Source organism: Ancylobacter sp. SL191, assembly GCF_026625645.1.
Taxonomy (GTDB): domain Bacteria; phylum Pseudomonadota; class Alphaproteobacteria; order Rhizobiales; family Xanthobacteraceae; genus Ancylobacter.
On sequence record NZ_CP113056.1, the window covers coordinates 619,344 to 634,891 of the forward strand.

At 68.9% G+C, this 15,548-nt stretch carries 15 protein-coding genes, 1 tRNA gene and 1 pseudogene; 8 read left to right on the forward strand and 9 right to left on the reverse strand.

Annotation, left to right across the window (positions count from 1 at the left end):
* Window positions 1-262: 262 nt before the first annotated feature.
* Window positions 263-625: pseudogene (locus OU996_RS02715) on the forward strand (Mu transposase domain-containing protein); the annotation flags it as partial.
* Complete coding sequence (locus OU996_RS02720; RefSeq protein WP_267584131.1) at window positions 576-905, forward strand: hypothetical protein; 330 nt, start codon at window positions 576-578, stop codon at window positions 903-905. The pseudogene OU996_RS02715 and the gene OU996_RS02720, both read left to right, overlap by 50 nt.
* Here OU996_RS02720 and OU996_RS02725 read toward each other — a convergent pair.
* From OU996_RS02725 to OU996_RS02735, 3 genes are all read right to left on the reverse strand, one after another.
* Window positions 876-952 (reverse strand) — tRNA-Arg (locus tag OU996_RS02725). The two genes, OU996_RS02720 and OU996_RS02725, sit on opposite strands and share 30 nt — an antisense overlap.
* Before the next feature lie 115 nt (window positions 953-1,067).
* Window positions 1,068-2,408, reverse strand: a complete 1,341-nt coding sequence (locus OU996_RS02730) for a glycoside hydrolase family 2 TIM barrel-domain containing protein (RefSeq protein ID WP_267584132.1) — start codon at window positions 2,406-2,408, stop codon at window positions 1,068-1,070.
* Complete coding sequence (locus OU996_RS02735; RefSeq protein WP_420712681.1) at window positions 2,401-3,954, reverse strand: sensor histidine kinase; 1,554 nt, start codon at window positions 3,952-3,954, stop codon at window positions 2,401-2,403. The genes OU996_RS02730 and OU996_RS02735 overlap by 8 nt, the downstream gene beginning before the upstream one ends.
* A 678-nt stretch (window positions 3,955-4,632) precedes the next feature.
* On the opposite strand from OU996_RS02735, the gene rpmH reads away from it, so the two are divergent.
* The 6 genes from rpmH (at window position 4,633) to OU996_RS02765 (ending at window position 9,615) form a co-directional block, all read left to right on the forward strand.
* Complete coding sequence (gene rpmH, locus OU996_RS02740) at window positions 4,633-4,767, forward strand: 50S ribosomal protein L34 (protein ID WP_013165198.1); 135 nt, start codon at window positions 4,633-4,635, stop codon at window positions 4,765-4,767.
* 63 nt (window positions 4,768-4,830) lie between these two features.
* Window positions 4,831-5,241 (forward strand): ribonuclease P protein component, encoded by a 411-nt coding sequence (rnpA, locus tag OU996_RS02745; RefSeq protein ID WP_267584133.1) that lies wholly within the window; start codon window positions 4,831-4,833, stop codon window positions 5,239-5,241.
* Window positions 5,231-7,048 (forward strand): membrane protein insertase YidC, encoded by a 1,818-nt coding sequence (gene yidC, locus OU996_RS02750; RefSeq protein WP_267584134.1) that lies wholly within the window; start codon window positions 5,231-5,233, stop codon window positions 7,046-7,048. The genes rnpA and yidC overlap by 11 nt, the downstream gene beginning before the upstream one ends.
* Before the next feature lie 9 nt (window positions 7,049-7,057).
* Entirely contained in the window at window positions 7,058-7,732 is a 675-nt protein-coding gene (gene yihA / locus OU996_RS02755) for a ribosome biogenesis GTP-binding protein YihA/YsxC (RefSeq protein WP_420712742.1), read from the forward strand.
* 180 nt (window positions 7,733-7,912) lie between these two features.
* Window positions 7,913-8,986, forward strand: coding sequence for an NAD(P)-dependent alcohol dehydrogenase (locus OU996_RS02760; RefSeq protein WP_267584136.1), 1,074 nt, complete (start codon window positions 7,913-7,915; stop codon window positions 8,984-8,986).
* 194 nt (window positions 8,987-9,180) lie between these two features.
* Window positions 9,181-9,615 carry a hypothetical protein gene (locus OU996_RS02765; RefSeq protein WP_267584137.1) on the forward strand — a complete coding sequence of 145 codons (435 nt, stop codon included), beginning with the start codon at window positions 9,181-9,183 and terminating at the stop codon, window positions 9,613-9,615.
* Window positions 9,616-9,852: 237 nt separating this feature from the next.
* Here OU996_RS02765 and OU996_RS02770 read toward each other — a convergent pair whose 3' ends face one another.
* The 6 genes from OU996_RS02770 to OU996_RS02795 form a co-directional block, all read right to left on the reverse strand.
* A complete protein-coding gene (locus OU996_RS02770; protein WP_267584138.1) occupies window positions 9,853-10,179 on the reverse strand; it encodes a helix-turn-helix domain-containing protein in 327 nt (108 codons plus the stop codon).
* 172 nt (window positions 10,180-10,351) lie between these two features.
* A complete protein-coding gene (ptsN, locus tag OU996_RS02775) occupies window positions 10,352-10,816 on the reverse strand; it encodes a PTS IIA-like nitrogen regulatory protein PtsN (protein WP_267584139.1) in 465 nt (154 codons plus the stop codon).
* Between the two features lie 73 nt (window positions 10,817-10,889).
* Complete coding sequence (gene hpf, locus OU996_RS02780; RefSeq protein ID WP_267584140.1) at window positions 10,890-11,522, reverse strand: ribosome hibernation-promoting factor, HPF/YfiA family; 633 nt, start codon at window positions 11,520-11,522, stop codon at window positions 10,890-10,892.
* Window positions 11,523-11,990: 468 nt separating this feature from the next.
* Window positions 11,991-13,562, reverse strand: a complete 1,572-nt coding sequence (gene rpoN, locus OU996_RS02785; RefSeq protein WP_267584141.1) for an RNA polymerase factor sigma-54 — start codon at window positions 13,560-13,562, stop codon at window positions 11,991-11,993.
* Between the two features lie 75 nt (window positions 13,563-13,637).
* Window positions 13,638-14,579 (reverse strand): LPS export ABC transporter ATP-binding protein, encoded by a 942-nt coding sequence (lptB, locus tag OU996_RS02790; RefSeq protein ID WP_267584142.1) that lies wholly within the window; start codon window positions 14,577-14,579, stop codon window positions 13,638-13,640.
* Window positions 14,580-14,750: 171 nt separating this feature from the next.
* Entirely contained in the window at window positions 14,751-15,470 is a 720-nt protein-coding gene (locus OU996_RS02795; RefSeq protein ID WP_267584143.1) for an LptA/OstA family protein, read from the reverse strand.
* Window positions 15,471-15,548: the final 78 nt, after the last annotated feature.

Genomic DNA, 15,548 nt, shown 5'->3' on the forward strand with positions numbered 1-15,548 from the left:
AAGTGTGCGGAGCAGCGCCATATCAACCGCTCGCGGATGGCAGCAAAGAGCTCCTGCCAACCGACCCCATCGCCGCCAAGGCGCTCTACCTGATGCGCGCGCCCGGCACGTCGAGCAAGAGCCGCCGGGTCGCAATATTCGTCGAGCGCGTCGTCGCGGAACTTGGGACGCTGCGGGGCTTCCGACTGGCGACCGGTTCACGGCGGCCTCGACCTCAATAGCGAACGAAGGCGTTCAGCGTCTCTATCTCCTGGGTCTCAGGCTCGCCTACGCCAAAGCCCATACCCATCCCGAACTGCGTGAGCGAACGGTCTGGGGGGTGTTCGAGACAGAGGGGGTGAGACTCGTTCCCTATCGCGGCCGATTCGATGGCTTCCATGCCGGGCCGGCCTCGTGTCCAAGACCTGCCTCGTTCGCTTCGATAACAACCGCTACTCCGTCGCGGCAAGTGCGTGGGGTGACCTGTTAAGACCCGTACCTATGGCGAGCGGATCGAGCCCGCCAGGATGGCAGGCCCGTAGGCGAGCCACCCCGCTGCTTCGGGCGCGATCAGACAATCTATGATCCCTGGCACTATGTTCCTGTCCTGGCGAGGAAGCCTGGCGCTTTGCGCACTGGGGCGCCGTCATCTCGTCAACAAGCTCGAAGCCGAGGCCTGCGCTGGCCGGCAGGGTCGCATGGCCGCGCCGTCATCGATCATCTGGAACGCCGGGGAGTATCACCGCGATCATCTGCGTGCGCTCGCTCAGCGAGTCGAGGTGGTGGGCAAGTCGGAGATTCGGCCGATGGGGAACAACTCGGATCTACTGCGCATGCTTGCTGCCGCATCAAGCGTAGGAGCGGCGGCGAACGGCGTTCGCAGTTTTGTACCGAAGTGGCGCGCCCGAAAGGATTCGAACCTCTGACCCCCAGATTCGTAGTCTGGTGCTCTATCCAGCTGAGCTACGGGCGCCCGGCTTCCCGGAGGAAGCGTCTCGCGGCAGGTTTGCTGCGGCGAGGGCCCGTCTGCTAACCCGTTTCGTCGGAGGATGCAAGACGTCTCGGCGACATACGCGCTTGTCCACAGCTTAGCGGATCGCGACGGGCAGATTGGCGGTGGCGGCGGCGCCGCGGCCGTCGAGCACCTCGACGAACAGGCGGTAATGGCCGGCCGGGAGGTTGCCGATGCGCGCGCCGGTGGGGCCGGCGGCGCTGACGGCCTCAGGATAAGCCTTTGGCAGATCTTCCTTATCGCCACCAATGCCGCGCACGGCGCTCTCCGCCATGACAGTCCAGCGGACGTCCAGCGGGTCACCATCGGGGTCGATCGCATCGAGGGTCACGGCGCCCCCTTCCGGCCCCCAATCGGCGAAGGGGGCGCTGGGATTGCCGGCGACGCGGAGCGTGGCGATGCGGGGGGCGTGGTTGCCGCCCGGCGCTGGGGCGCCCCAGGATTCCGCCATGGATTCAAGGGGTTCGGTCCATTCGCCTGACGGCAGGAACAGGCTGTGGAAGGTCGGCGTCACCTCCTGCTTCTGCCCCCAGAGAAACGTGATCGCGCCGGCCTGCTGATCGGCTAACGCCTTGAGATAGCGCCGGAATTGGATCGCCTTCTGGGTCGAGGAGGGCTCGAACGGGGCGCCCCAGGGGGTGGTCGCGGCCTGCCATTGGCCCAGCGCCCCCATCTCGGCGATGACGATGGGGCCGGTCCAGCCCTGCTCCCGCGCCCGCGTTGCGACGGAAAAAAGCGCGTCGCCATAAGAGTTTATGCCGAGCACGTCGATGCTCGGGGCGGCGTTGCGCAGCGCCGCCGCCTTGTCGTTACCGACTTCGGCGAGCACCGCCATGGTCGGGTGATCCGGGTCCACGCCCTTGACCATGCTCGCGATTTTCTCGATCTCCGGCCAGACCGGGGCAGGATCGGCCAGATCCACCTCGACCTCGTTGCCGATGCCCCACATCAGCAGCGCCGGATGATTTTTGTATTTATTCACAATAGCTTGCAGCTCATTCCGCTGGCGGGCGACAAACACCGGGTCGCCATAATCGGCGCCCTGCCGGGGCTGGCCGACCCAGAGGCCGACAATGACCTTCAGCCCCGCCTTCTCAGCCTCATCCAGCAACGCGCCGGGGTCGCCGCCATAGGAGCGAATGGTCGTCGCACCCAATGATTTCAACAGGTTGAGCCGCCCCTCCCCGGCCGCGCCGCGCACCGCGAAGGGCGCGCCGTCGACGCGAATCTCCGCCCCCGCGACAGTCACCTCGGCGGCCTCAGCGGCGTGGAGTGTCAGTGCAGTGAGGTGGACGATCAGGCCAAAGAGGACAAGCGGACGACCAATGAGACCAAGCCGGCGCCGACCGATCGACGCCCCGCCCGGCCCCTCGGCCGGAGCACGCCCCCGCGCCTCGTCCCCCCGCCGCTCAGCCATGCGACCGGGCGGCGCGGTGGGCTTCGAGGTCGACCGGCCGGTCGGGCACGCGAAGCTGGAAGGTCGCCCCGATCGTGCCGGGCACGAGCTGGATGCCGCCGCCATGGGCCTGCATCAGCTCGGCGGCGATGGCGAGGCCGAGGCCGGTGCCGCCGCGCCGGGCGGAGCCCTGGAACGGCTCGAACAGATGCGCCTGCGCCCGCTCGGGCACGCCGGGGCCGGTGTCGGCCACCTCGATAATGGCGACGATGCCCTCGCGCCGGCCGGTGATGCGGATCTGGTCGCGGGCAGGGTCATTGGGGGCGCGGGCGGAGAGCGCCTCCATGGCGTTGCGCGAGAGGTTGAGCAGCACGCGGAACAGCTGGTCGGGGTCGGCATCCACCTTCATGCCGCGCTCGATGGACGCGACCCAGCCGATGGCCGGCGCTTCCTCGCCGCTGCCCCCCAAGCCCAGCGTGTCGCGCACCTCAGCCACCAGCGGGGCGAGCGCCACCATGCGGCGCTCCGGGGCGGGCTCCTGCGCCTTGCCGTAAGCGAGGGTGTGCTCGCAATAGGCGATGGCGCGGTCGAGCGCGGCCTCCAGCTTCGGCGCGAAGCGCTGCACCGCCGGGTCGCGTATGTCGGCGAGGCGGTCGGAGATGAGCTGCACGGAGGATAAGAGGTTGCGCAGGTCGTGATTGATCTTGGAGACGGCGAGGCCGAGCACGGCGAGGTGGTTCTTCTGCTGCAGCGTCTCGGTGATCTGCCGCTGCATGTCGACGAATTCGCGCTCGGCGAGGCCGATCTCGTCCATGCGCTCGGCCGGGCCGAGGGCGGGGGCAGGAACGGCCGGGTTCTCGCGAAAGGCGATCATGCGCTGGGTCAGCCGGCGCATCGGCCGCACAAACATCCAGGCCAGGCCGAGATAGACCAGCGCGCCGGTGAGCGCGGCGATGACCAGCGACACCAGCAGGATGTTGCGGGTGAAGCGCAGCATCGCCTTGCGCAACGGGGTCTCTTCCAGAACGATCTCGACGAAGCCGCCGCCGCGCGGGGGCGTGCCGACCACGCGGATGATCCGCCCGTCGGAGGCCATCAGCGTCTCGAAGGCCTGCGCCACCGCCTGCACCGGGTCGACGTCGCGCAGGTCGACATGCAGGTCGACCTCGGGCGGCATGTCGCTGGAGGCGAGCAGGCGGCGTGTGTCGTCGCGCTTCAGCGCCACGGTGATGGCGCCGACGCTGCCCAGCAGCTCGCGCGTGAGCTGGGGCGGGATCATGCCCTCGGGCGCGGCGTCGAGCACCAGCGCCGCCGTGCGCGCGCCGGCGAGCCGGTCGGACAGCCAGTTCACACGGAAGGCGGCGATGGACGGCACGATGATGAGAATCTCGGCCATCAGCACGAAGGCGAGGGTGAAGGCCAGCAGCTTGCCGGACAGGCCGAGATAGCGCGGGATTGGCGGGCGGTTGCCGCGGGACGCGTTCCGGGCGGGGCGCGCGAGATCGCCGGCCGCCCGAGGCTCGGGCAGGCGCGCCGCGTCGCTCACGCGTTCCAGCCGGTCTTCCATCCGTCCCTTTCCCGGGCAAACCGCCAAGGGCTCGCCTGTCGATACTACACCGCCCGGCCGCCAATGCCGCGCGTCAATCCCGGCGAGGTTTCCGGCGAGGATTCACAGCCAGCGCCCACGCTCGAATCGCGCGCGCAGCACAAGGCGGGAATGCGGCGCCGGCACGGCACGTCCCGATTCATCAACCGCTACGAAATGAATACGTCGCGGTGCCTGGACTGGATGCCGGCCGCTCGCTCCCACGCGCTCCTGACGATCCGCGCCAGTACGCCCGCGCCGACCGGCCCCGTTCGGCATCATTTATGGCGTCTGGCCCGGCACGCCAGAGTCGCCCCGGCATTTTGTCTCCCGTCTTCCACCAATGCCCGGTCGGGACCGGCCTGTGCGCTCAGGGGTGCCGCCCCAGCGTTGCGCGGAGGTTGCACGCGGCGCATCGCCCCCGGCTTCCCGTCCCACACGCCGGTTCCGCGTTCGGCGTCGCCGATGGCTGGCGAGAGGGTGTCAGTTGCAGATTGACTTGGCGCAGCGCGGACCCTATAAGCCCGCCAACCTCGGCTGCCCAGCGGTCGGGCTGTTCCCCGCATGTGCGCGATTGCGCCGCGACTGGTTTCGCGGCCGGCCGGATGCGAAGGGGCATTCCGGTCCGGGCAGCGTCAACGAAACAGCGGAGAGATACCCGTGAAGCGCACTTATCAACCGAGCAAGCTCGTGCGCGCCCGCCGGCACGGCTTCCGTGCGCGCATGGCGACCCGCAACGGCCGCAAGATCATCAATGCCCGTCGGGCTCATGGCCGCAAGCGCCTGTCCGCCTGATATCGTTCTGCGGCCCCACATGGCTGGGGCGCGCCGCCCTGCGGCCTGAGGATCGGCGCCTTCATGCACCGGCTCGTCAAGCGCAAGGACTTTGTGGCCGCAGCCTCCGGGCTGCGCGCCAATTCCGGCCCCCTGCTGCTGCAGGGCCGTGATCGCGCCGATACGGCGCCGCCCCGCATCGGGCTCACCGTCACCAAGAAGCACGGCAATGCCGTCGAGCGGAACCGCATTCGCCGGCGCCTGCGCGAAGCTGTGCGCGACGCCCTGCCGCGCGCGGGGCGCGACGGTTTCGATTATGTGATCGTCGCCCGGCGCGCCGCGCTGGCAACGCCCTTTTCCGACCTCATCAACGACATAGAGCGGGGCATTACCCGCCTCCACTCAGGAAGCCGGCGCCGGCCGGCTGCCGCGACGCCTGCGCCCGCGCCGCTGCCCGAGGCCGCGCCGACAGAGAGATCTGCCTATGACCAGTGAAAACCGCAACATGATCGTCGCCATCGTCCTGTCGATGGCGGTGCTGATCGCCTGGCAGTTCTTCTCCGGCGTTCCAAAGATGGAGCAGCAGCGGCAGGCGGAGCAGCTCGCGGCCCAGCAGCAGGCGGCCCAGACCGCCGCGCCGGGCTCGACCGCCCCGACGCCGGGCGGCGCCACCGCCCCCACCACCGGCACGGGCGCGCCGGGCACGCTCACACGCGCCGAAGCGCTGGCCCGCGCCCCGCGCGCCGTCATCGATTCGCCGCGCCTCATCGGCTCGGTCAACCTGCGCGGCGGGCGCGTGGACGACCTGTCGCTCAAGGATTACCACGAGACGGTGGACCGGCAGAGCCCGATCATCGTGCTGCTCTCGCCCTCGGGCGGGCCGACGCCGTTCTACGCCGAATTCGGCTGGGTGCCGGGCGCGGGCTCGACCGTGAAGGTGCCGGACGCGCAGACCGTGTGGAGCGTCGCCGACGGCGCCAAGCTCACCCTCGACACGCCGCTGGAACTCACCTTCGACAACGGCGCCGGCCTCACCTTCCGCCGCACCATCTCGATCGACCCGAACTACATGTTCCACGTCGTCGACAAGGTGGAAAACGCGACCGCCGAGCCGGTGGCGCTGCACCCCTATGGCCTGGTCTCGCGCCACGGCACGCCGCACACGCTCGGCTACTACATCCTGCATGAGGGCCTGATCGGTGTGACCACCGAGGGCGGCCTGCACGAGATCAAGTACAAGGACATCGCCGAGCGCAAGACCGAGAGCTTCGGCTCGACCGGCGGCTGGCTCGGCATCACCGACAAGTACTGGGCGGCGACCGTCATTCCCGGCGCGGCCGAGAAGGTGCAGGCCCGCTTCTCCGCCAGCCAGTCCGGGCAGGATCTCGCCTACCAGACCGACTTCCTGGGCGATGCCGTCACCGTCGCCCCCGGCGCCACCGCCGAGACCGACGCCCGCCTGTTCGCCGGCGCCAAGGAAGTGCGCGTCGTCGACGGCTACCAGACCGCCTACAACATCGACCGCTTCGACCTGCTGATCGACTGGGGCTGGTTCTACTTCATCACCAAGCCGCTCTTCCTCGTCATCGACTGGATCTATAAGGGCGTCGGCAATTTCGGCGTCGCCATCCTGATCGTGACGGTGCTGCTCAAGGGCATCTTCTTCCCGCTCGCCAACAAGAGCTACGCCTCGATGGCGAAGATGAAGGCGGTGCAGCCGGAGATCGCGGCGCTGCGCGAGCGCTATGGCGACGATCGGGTGAAGCTGCAGCAGGAGATGATGGAGATCTACAAGAAGGAGAAGATCAACCCGGTCGCGGGCTGCCTTCCGATCCTGATCCAGATCCCCGTCTTCTTCGCGCTCTACAAGGTGCTGTTCGTCACCATCGAAATGCGGCACGCGCCGTTCTTCGGCTGGATCAAGGATCTCTCGGCGCCCGACCCGACGACCATCTTCAACCTGTTCGGCCTGATCCCGTGGGATCCGGGCGCGGTGCCGGTGATCGGCCACTTCCTGATGCTCGGCGTGTGGCCGATCATCATGGGCATCACCATGTTCGCGCAGATGAAGCTCAACCCGGCCCCGCCGGACCCGACGCAGAAGATGATCTTCGACTGGATGCCGCTGGTCTTCACCTTCATGCTGGCGAGCTTCGCCTCGGGCCTGGTCATTTACTGGGCGTGGAACAACACCCTCTCGGTGCTCCAGCAGTCGATCATCATGCGCAAGAACGGCGTGAAGATCGAACTCTGGGACAATGTGAAGAGCCTGTTCGTCCGCAAGAAGCCGAAGGCCGGCTAGGTGGCGGACATCCCCGAGACCCAGGACGACAACACCTCCGGCGGCGCCTCGCCGGAGGAGATCGAGGCCGGCCGCCGGCTGTTCGCGGGCGACTGGCAGTTCCTCACGGCGGCGCCGACGATCGAGACGCTGCCGCCGATGCGCACCATCGAGATCGCCTTCGCCGGCCGCTCCAATGTCGGCAAGTCGAGCCTGATCAACGCGCTGACCGGCCGCAAGGCGCTCGCCCGCACCTCGGTGACGCCCGGCCGCACGCAGGAGCTGATCTTCTTCGGCCTCGGCCCGGAACTCACCCTGGTCGACATGCCCGGCTATGGCTTCGCCAAGGCGCCGAAGGACAAGGTCGACGCCTGGACCGCGACCATCCACGCCTATCTGCGCGGCCGGGCCAACCTCGCCCGCGTCTTCGTGCTGATCGATTCCCGCCATGGCCTGAAGCCCATCGACCGCGACGTGCTGGACGGGCTCGACAAGGCGGCGGTGTCCTATGCCGTCGTGCTGACCAAGGCGGACGAGCTGAAGAAGGGCGAGCTGGAAGCGCGCATCGCCGAGACCGAGGCCGGGCTCGCGCGCCGGCCGGCGGCCTTCCCGACGGTGTTCCCGACCTCCTCGCGCGAGGCCACCGGCATCCCCGAACTGCGCGCCGCCGTGGTCCGTCTGATGGCCGAGCGCGGCATCGCCTGAGCCGCGCCCCGCGGGTTCCGTCGCCCGCGGGACCAAACCCCTTACCGGGATAAGGTGCCGGCTAAATTAATGCGCCAAATCACGGCGCGCCGGCCGGATTTGTTCGCCGGCGATTGATCGCGGTCATACCCTCCGGTGGTCGAGCCTCCATAGTGCGGCTCGACCACCGGAGGATTACGCATGCCCAAGATGAAAGCCGCCATCTTCGTTGAGCCCGGCCGCATCGTGCTGGACGACAAGCCTATTCCCGATATCGGCCCGCTCGACGCGCTGGTGCGCATCACCACCACGACGATCTGCGGCACCGACGTCCACATCCTCAAGGGCGAGTACCCGGTCGCGCGCGGCCTGACCATCGGCCACGAGCCGGTCGGCATCATCGAGAAGCTCGGCTCGGCGGTCACCGGCTACACCGAGGGCCAGCGCGTCATCGCCGGGGCGATCACCCCGTCGGGCTATTCCTATGCCTGCCTGTGCGGCTGCGGCTCGCAGGATGGCGCCGGCACGAAGCACGGCTTCAAGGCGACCGGCGGCTGGAAGTTCGGCAACACCATCGACGGCACGCAGGCCGAGTATGTGCGGGTGCCCGACGCGCTCGCCAATCTCTCGCCGATCCCCGACGGGCTGACCGACGAGGAAGTGCTGATGTGCCCGGACATCATGTCCACCGGCTTCTCCGGCGCCGAGAGCGGCGCGGTGCAGATCGGCGACACGGTGGTGGTGTTCGCCCTCGGCCCCATCGGCCTGTGCGCGGTGGCCGGCGCGAAACTCAAGGGCGCCACCACCATCATCGGCGTCGACACGGTGCCGAGGCGGCTGGAAATCGCCCGTCAGCTCGGCGCCAGCCACATCGTCGACTTCAAAAATGGCGACGTGGTCGAGCAGATCATGGCGCTGACCGACGGGCGCGGCGTCGATGTCGCGATCGAGGCGCTAGGCACGCAGGCGACCTTCGAGTCGGCGCTGCGGGTGCTGCGTCCGGGCGGCACGCTGTCCAGCCTCGGCGTCTATTCGAGCGACCTGACGATCCCGCTGAGCGCCTTTTCCGCCGGGCTCGGCGACAACAAGATCATCACCACGCTCTGTCCGGGCGGCAAGGAGCGGATGCGCCGGCTGATGGACGTGATTTCCTCCGGCCGCGTCGACCTCAAGCCGCTGGTCACGCACCGCTTCAAACTGGACGATATCGAGGCCGCCTATGACCTCTTCTCCCACCAGCGCGACGGTGTGCTGAAGGTGGCGATCACGCCCTGAACCCTGCGGCGGCGCGGGCTAGCGGCGCGTCTCGGCCGTTATCCCCTTGCCAATGCGCGGCGACCACGCGGCCGCCGCGCGCCCCCAGCAAAACCGTTCCGTCTCGCGTTGATTGTCGAGCAACGAACGGCGAGACTGCGCGTTATCGGGCGATGGGCACCATGCCACATCGGTCTCATAGGGAAGATTGCGTCATGAAAATCTTGTCGGTCCTCAGGGTCGGGCTCCTCGCAGTGGCAGCGCTCATCGGCGCCGTATCCATGGCGAGCGCCGCTGACGGCACCATCAGCATCCGTATCGTGAAGGCCGGCTTCATTGTCGGCGGTTCCGGCGGCGATGGCGTGCTGACGTTTCAGGGCCGCAAATATCCGCTCTCGGTCGGCGGGCTGAGCTATGGCCTGACCTTCGGCGCTTCCGAGACCCGCCTGCGCGGCACGGTCAAGAACATCCGCCAGGCGTCTGACGTGTCCGGCGTCTATGCCCAGGGCGGTGCGGGCGCCGCGCTCGGCAAGGGCGCGCAGGTCGTCATCCTGACGAACCAGAACGGCGCCGTTCTGGAGCTCGGCGGCGAGCAGAAGGGCCTCATCGTCAGCCTCGATCTGAGCGGGCTGGCTCTGTCGCTCAAGTGACGCTGTCCCTCTAGGCGCGCAGGCTCGACAGCCTGCGCCCTACCGCCTTCAGACCAGCACATCGCCCGTCGATGGTGCTGGTCTCGGCGCAGGCTGCGCCTGATGACGCGAAAGAGCCGCACAAGGCGACGCGGCCGCCGGACCTTCTGTGGTTGAACGCCCGGCTGCTTTCCACGGGGGCCGGCTATCATGCTGCGCCGCCGTCATCGCAAGATGCCCGCCTAGCGCCAACCGCCCTCACCCATCATTGGCGCTGCTGAGATTCTCGGTGGCGATGTAGCCGCCCTTTTGCTGGCGCAGGCGCAGGCCTTCGCCCCCGCCGGTGCTCGCCTCGCCGGCGGCGAGGAAATCGACGCCCGCGGCCTCCAGCGCCCGGCGCAGCCGCGCGGCCTCGCCCGGATCGGCGTCGACGCCCGGCTCGTGCCCTTGCTCGAATTCCTTCAGCCACGCGACCGGCACATGGGCGCGCTCGGCAAGCTCGGCCGGCGACCAGTTGAGCAGCGCGCGCGCCGCCCGGCAGAGCGCCGGCGAGAGGGAAAGCTGGGACGGCAGGGTCTCGGGCATCAGGCGCTCCTCGCAAGGCACCGACGGCGCATCCACGCACCATCCGGTCACCCCTTTGAGGTAGGGCGAGCGAGGGCCGATTGCAGCCCCTGTTCGGCGGCGGCCCGTGGGTTCCGCTGCACATCTGCGTGCGTTTGCGGTGCCCGCGGCGGCCGCACAGGCCGGGGGCGGCTCAGGCCGCGTCGGTCGCCGGGGTGCCGGTGAGAATGGCGTAGATCGCCGCCGCGTCGCGCGAATTGCGCAGCTTGCGGGCGGTCTCGGCATCGCGCAGCAGGCGGGCGACGCGCGCCAGCGCCTTGAGATGGTCGGCGCCGGCTGCCTCGGGGGCGAGCAGCAGGAAGATCAGGTCCACCGGCTCGCCGTCCAGCGCCTCAAAGTCGATCGGCTTGTCGAGCCGGGCGAACATGCCGAACAGCCGGTCCATCTTGGCGAGCTTGCCATGGGGAATGGCGATGCCATGGCCGACGCCGGTGGAACCGAGCCGCTCGCGCTGGTTCAGCGTGTCGAAGATCTGCCGCTCGTCGCGCCCCAGAAGCTCCGCCGCCTTGGCGGACAGCTCCTGAAGCGCCTGCTTCTTGCTGGAGACCCTGAGAGCCGGGAAGACGGCGGAAAGCGCCAGAATGTCGTTCAAGGCCATTGCGGGATCCGGGTCGTGGCGAGAGGAAGCGCGCGGGCCACGCCGGCCGCGCGCGCTTCTGAAGGAGAACGGCTCAATGAAGGTCTTCCGCCGGGGCGCCGGGTCGGGCGGCGCCGTTGGCGACCGGCACGGGCTCGGGCGGATCGACCCAGCCGACATGCCCGTCCGCACGCCGGTAGACCACATTGATGCGGCCATGGCCGGCATGGCGGAACACCAGCACCGAGGCGCCGGTGAAATCGAGCTCCAGCACCGCGTCGCTCACCGCGAGGCGGGGCAGGTTGGTGGTGGCTTCGGCGACAACCGTCGGGCTCCAGCCCTCCAGCGCCTCCTCCTCATCCTCCTCGTCGGGGACGGAGAGCACGGTGAGCGGGGCGGTCTCAATGAGGCTGGACGACGCCTCGCCATTGGTCGGGCGACGCTTCACCCGGCTCTTGTAACGGCGCAGCCGCGCCTCGATGCGCTCCACCGCCGCGTCGGCGCTGGCGTAAGGATCCTGCGCGCCGGCATGGGCCTGGAGGATGGTGCCGCTGTCGAGATGCAGCGCGCAGTCCGACCGGTAGCCCGACCCGTCACGGCACACCGTGACATGGCCCGACCAGCCTCCGTCGAAATATTTCTCCATCGCGACCGCGACCCGTTCGGCGACCCGTTGCCGGAGCGCCTCGCCCACATCGATGTTCTTGCCTGAAACCCGCAGCGGCATCGTGACTCGTCCCTCTGCTGGGGCATGTTCGCGCCGGCCTGATGATGCTGGCCCCGCGATCTGCCCGAACCCCCTACTTGCCCGGCCGGTGCCTTAAAGAGGTAGGAGCCGGAAGGGAAAGTGTCAACGAGGGCGGTGGATAGCTTGCCGGGCACGGGCGCGGCGAAAGGGTGCGCGGCGCCCCTCCTGCAAGGCTGACGCAAGCTCGCGGGCGGGATGGCGGCGGGTGGGGGGTGATTCCGGGGGTGACCGGAAGCGGCGTTCGTCGGACGCCCTCCCCCCAAGCGCCGTCATGGCCGGGCCTGGCCCGGCCATCCATGACTTCCCCCCGCCGGGCTCGGTCCCAAGGCGTGGATCCCCGGGTCAAGCCCGGGGATGACGGTGTTTTGTGGGATTGACCGGAGCCAAGGGGCAGCGGCCGTCGGCATCGGGACGCTTGCGCCAGGACGGCGCCCCGTCCCTCCCCGCTCAGCCGGCGGCGGCCTGTTTTTCGCGGCGGCGCTGCACCGAGGAGGGGATGCGCATCGCCTCGCGGTACTTCGCCACGGTACGGCGGGCGATGTCGATGCCGGCCTCGCGCAGGCGCTGCACCAGCGTGTCGTCGGAGAGCACGTCGTCCGGGCTCTCGGCGTCGATCATCTGCTTGATGCGGAAGCGCACGGATTCCGCCGAATGCGCCTCGCCACCATCGGCCGAGGAAATGGAGGACGAGAAGAAATACTTCATCTCGAAGATCCCGCGCGGCGTCGCCATGTATTTGTTCGAGGTGACGCGCGAGACGGTCGATTCATGCATGCCGATGGCGTCGGCCACCATGCGCAGGTTCAGCGGGCGCAGATGCTGCACGCCGAGCGTCAGGAAGGCGTCCTGCTGGCGCACGATCTCGGTGGCGACCTTGAGGATGGTACGGGCGCGCTGGTCGAGCGAGCGGGTCAGCCAGGTCGCGGTCTGCATGCACTCGCTGAGGAAGGCCTTTTCCTTCTCGCCGCGCGCGGTCTTCTGCACGCGGGAATAATAGGCCTGGTTCACCAGCACGCGCGGCAGCGTCTCGGAATTCAGCTCCACCAGCCAGTTCTCGGTGGTGCCGCGCACGAACACATCCGGCACGATGGGCTGGATGATTCCGCCGCCAAAGGCAAGGCCCGGCTTGGGGTTCAGCCGGCGCACCTCCGCCACCATCTCGGCGAGGTCTTCCTCGTCGACCGCGCAGACCCGGCGCAGCGTCGCGAAATCGCGGCGGGCGAGCAGTTCGAGATGGCCGAGCAGCGCGGCCATGGCGGGGTCGTAGCGGTTGCGCTCCTTGAGCTGGAGCGCGAGGCATTCGGCCAGCGAGCGCGCGCCGATGCCCGGCGGGTCGAAGCCCTGAATGACCGCCAGGACCTGCTGCACCACGCTCAGCGGCGCGCCGAGGCGCTCGGCGACAGCGGCGAGATCGGCAGATAGATAGCCGGCTTCGTCGATCAGGTCGATCAGGTTGGTGCCGATGAGGCGCTGCACCGGATCGACGATGGCGAGGCTGAGTTGGCCTTCCAGATGGTCGGCCAGCGTGGTCTGGGCGGAGACGAAGGCTTCGAGATTATAGTCGTCGCCATCGCGCCCGCCGGAGCCGACGCCGGACCATTCCGAATAGGCGGCGCCGTCGAGCCCGGTGGGCGGGCCGGCGGGCTCGCGCCCGGCATCGTCCGGGAACACGTTCTCAAGGCCGGTGTCGAGCCGGTCCTCAATGGCGCTGCGCGAGGAATCGAGCCGCTCCTCCAGCCAGTCGGCGGTGTGGCCTTCCTCATTGGTGGCGAGGCGGCTGTCGGCATCGCCATGCACGCCGCTCTCGGCGCGCTCATTCTCGGCGATGCTGTCATCCTCGCGGCGCTCACCCTCCGGCTCGGCCTGCCGCTCCAGCAGCGGGTTGCGCTCGAGCTCGGCCTCGACATAGGCGATGAGATCGAGATTGGAGAGCTGCAGCAGCTTGATGGCCTGCATCAGCTGCGGCGTCATCACCAGCGACTGGGTCTGGCGGAATTCGAGGCGGGGCCCTAGCGACATGGCATGTCCCCGCGGCAGGCGGCAGGAACGACGCTCAGATCGACCCGCAGGGAGAAGGACACCGGGGCACTCATCTCAGAGACGGAACTCCTCGCCGAGATAGAGCCGGCGCACCTCGGGGCTGGCGACGATCTCGTCGGGCGAGCCCTCCATCAGCACCGTGCCGGAATGGATGATGTAGGCACGGTCGATCAGCCCGAGCGTCTCGCGCACATTGTGGTCGGTGATCAGCACGCCGATGCCGCGCTGGGTGAGGTGGCGCACCAGCGCCTGAATGTCGCCCACCGCGATCGGGTCGATGCCGGCGAAGGGCTCGTCGAGCAGCATGAAGGTCGGGCGCGTGGCGAGCGCGCGGGCGATCTCGACGCGGCGCCGCTCGCCGCCGGAAAGCGCGATGGAGGGCGACTTGCGCACATGGGTGACGCGGAACTCCTCCAGCAGGGCGTCGAGCTCGCGCTCGCGGGCCTTGCGGTTGGGCTCCACCACCTCGAGCACGGCGCGGATGTTGTTCTCCACCGACAGGCCGCGAAAGATCGAGGCTTCCTGCGGCAGATAGCCGACGCCGAGACGGGCGCGGCGGTACATGGGCAGATGGGTGACGTCGTGGCCGTCCAGCTCGATGCGGCCGGCATCGGCCTTCACCAGCCCGGTGATCATGTAGAAAATCGTGGTCTTGCCGGCGCCGTTGGGGCCGAGCAGGCCGACCGCCTCGCCGCGCCGCACATGCAGGCTTGCCTCGCGCACCACCTTGCGCCCGCCATAGGATTTGGCGAGGCCGACGGCGCTGAGCAGGCCGAGTGCCGGGGGCGGAATGTCGCCCAAGGTGAGGCCACCCTCACCGGCGTGGATCGGCGTGGCGGAGAAGCCGGCGCCAGGGCCGGAGCCGTTGCCGGCCGGGCCGCGCATCTGCTCCGGCTGGCGCGCAGCGCCCGATCCGTGCCGCAACGCCAGGTCCGGCGGCGCCTCGCGACGCGGTGCCTTGCCGTTCCGGCCGCCCAATCCTGAGAAAAAACCCACGCTACCCTCCGTGGTGAGCCCACCACAGGAAGGTGATAAACGCTTGAAGCCGCGCTGGCAAATGGACGAATGCAAAAAGCGGGCCGAAAGCCCGCCTGCCATCATTCGTGGTAAAAGCAAGACCGCACACGCGGCTGCGGCGCTGTGTCCCGAAAGGCGGAGGCGGGGGCCTTACGGCTTGGGCGCTGGCTTGGCGCCGGGAGTCGCGCCCGGCTTGGGCGCGGCATTGTCGAGCTGCTTCACGCTGTTCGGCACGATCAGGCTCTCGACGCGCCCGCCCTCGAAGCGCGAGGTGCCGGAGGCGAGATCGACGGTGAGCTTGCGGCCGCGAATGACGTTCGGCCCCTGCGACAGCACCACCGGGTTGCCGGTGAGGGTGATGGTGTTGGACGCGGTCTCGAACACGCCCTGGTCGCCGGTCGCGGTCTGCTCCTTGGTGGTCACCACGACCGAGCCGTTGATCTCCAGCCGGCGGATCGAGGAGGAACTGATCGGGCTGCCGGCGGCGAGCGCCTCGCCATTGGCGGGGGTGCCGGCCGCGGGCTTGGCCGGGGCCGCGGGTTTGGCGGGCGTCGCACCCGCCGGCGCGGTCGACGCGCCTGTACCCGAGGCTCCCGTACCCTTGCCGTCATAAAACACCACCAGCTCCTTGGAGCGCATCGTGGTGTCGCCCTGCTGCACGACGACATTGCCGGAGAAGATCGCCTTCTTCGTCTGGTCGAGCACTTCGAGGCTGTCGGCGGCGATGCTGATCGGCTGGTCGCGATTGGTGGCGAAGCCCTGCAGCGCGTTCGGCACGTTGCGCGACTGCGCCAGCGCCGCCGGCGCGGTGGCGGCGAGCAGGAGAAGGGCAGCGGCGGCCGAACAGGCGGAGCGGGACAGGGCGATCATGGGTTCATCTCTAGCCGCGCCGGCCGGCGCATTCAATGGCCGCGCATGGCATCGGCGCGTATTCCGGCAAGGACTTCG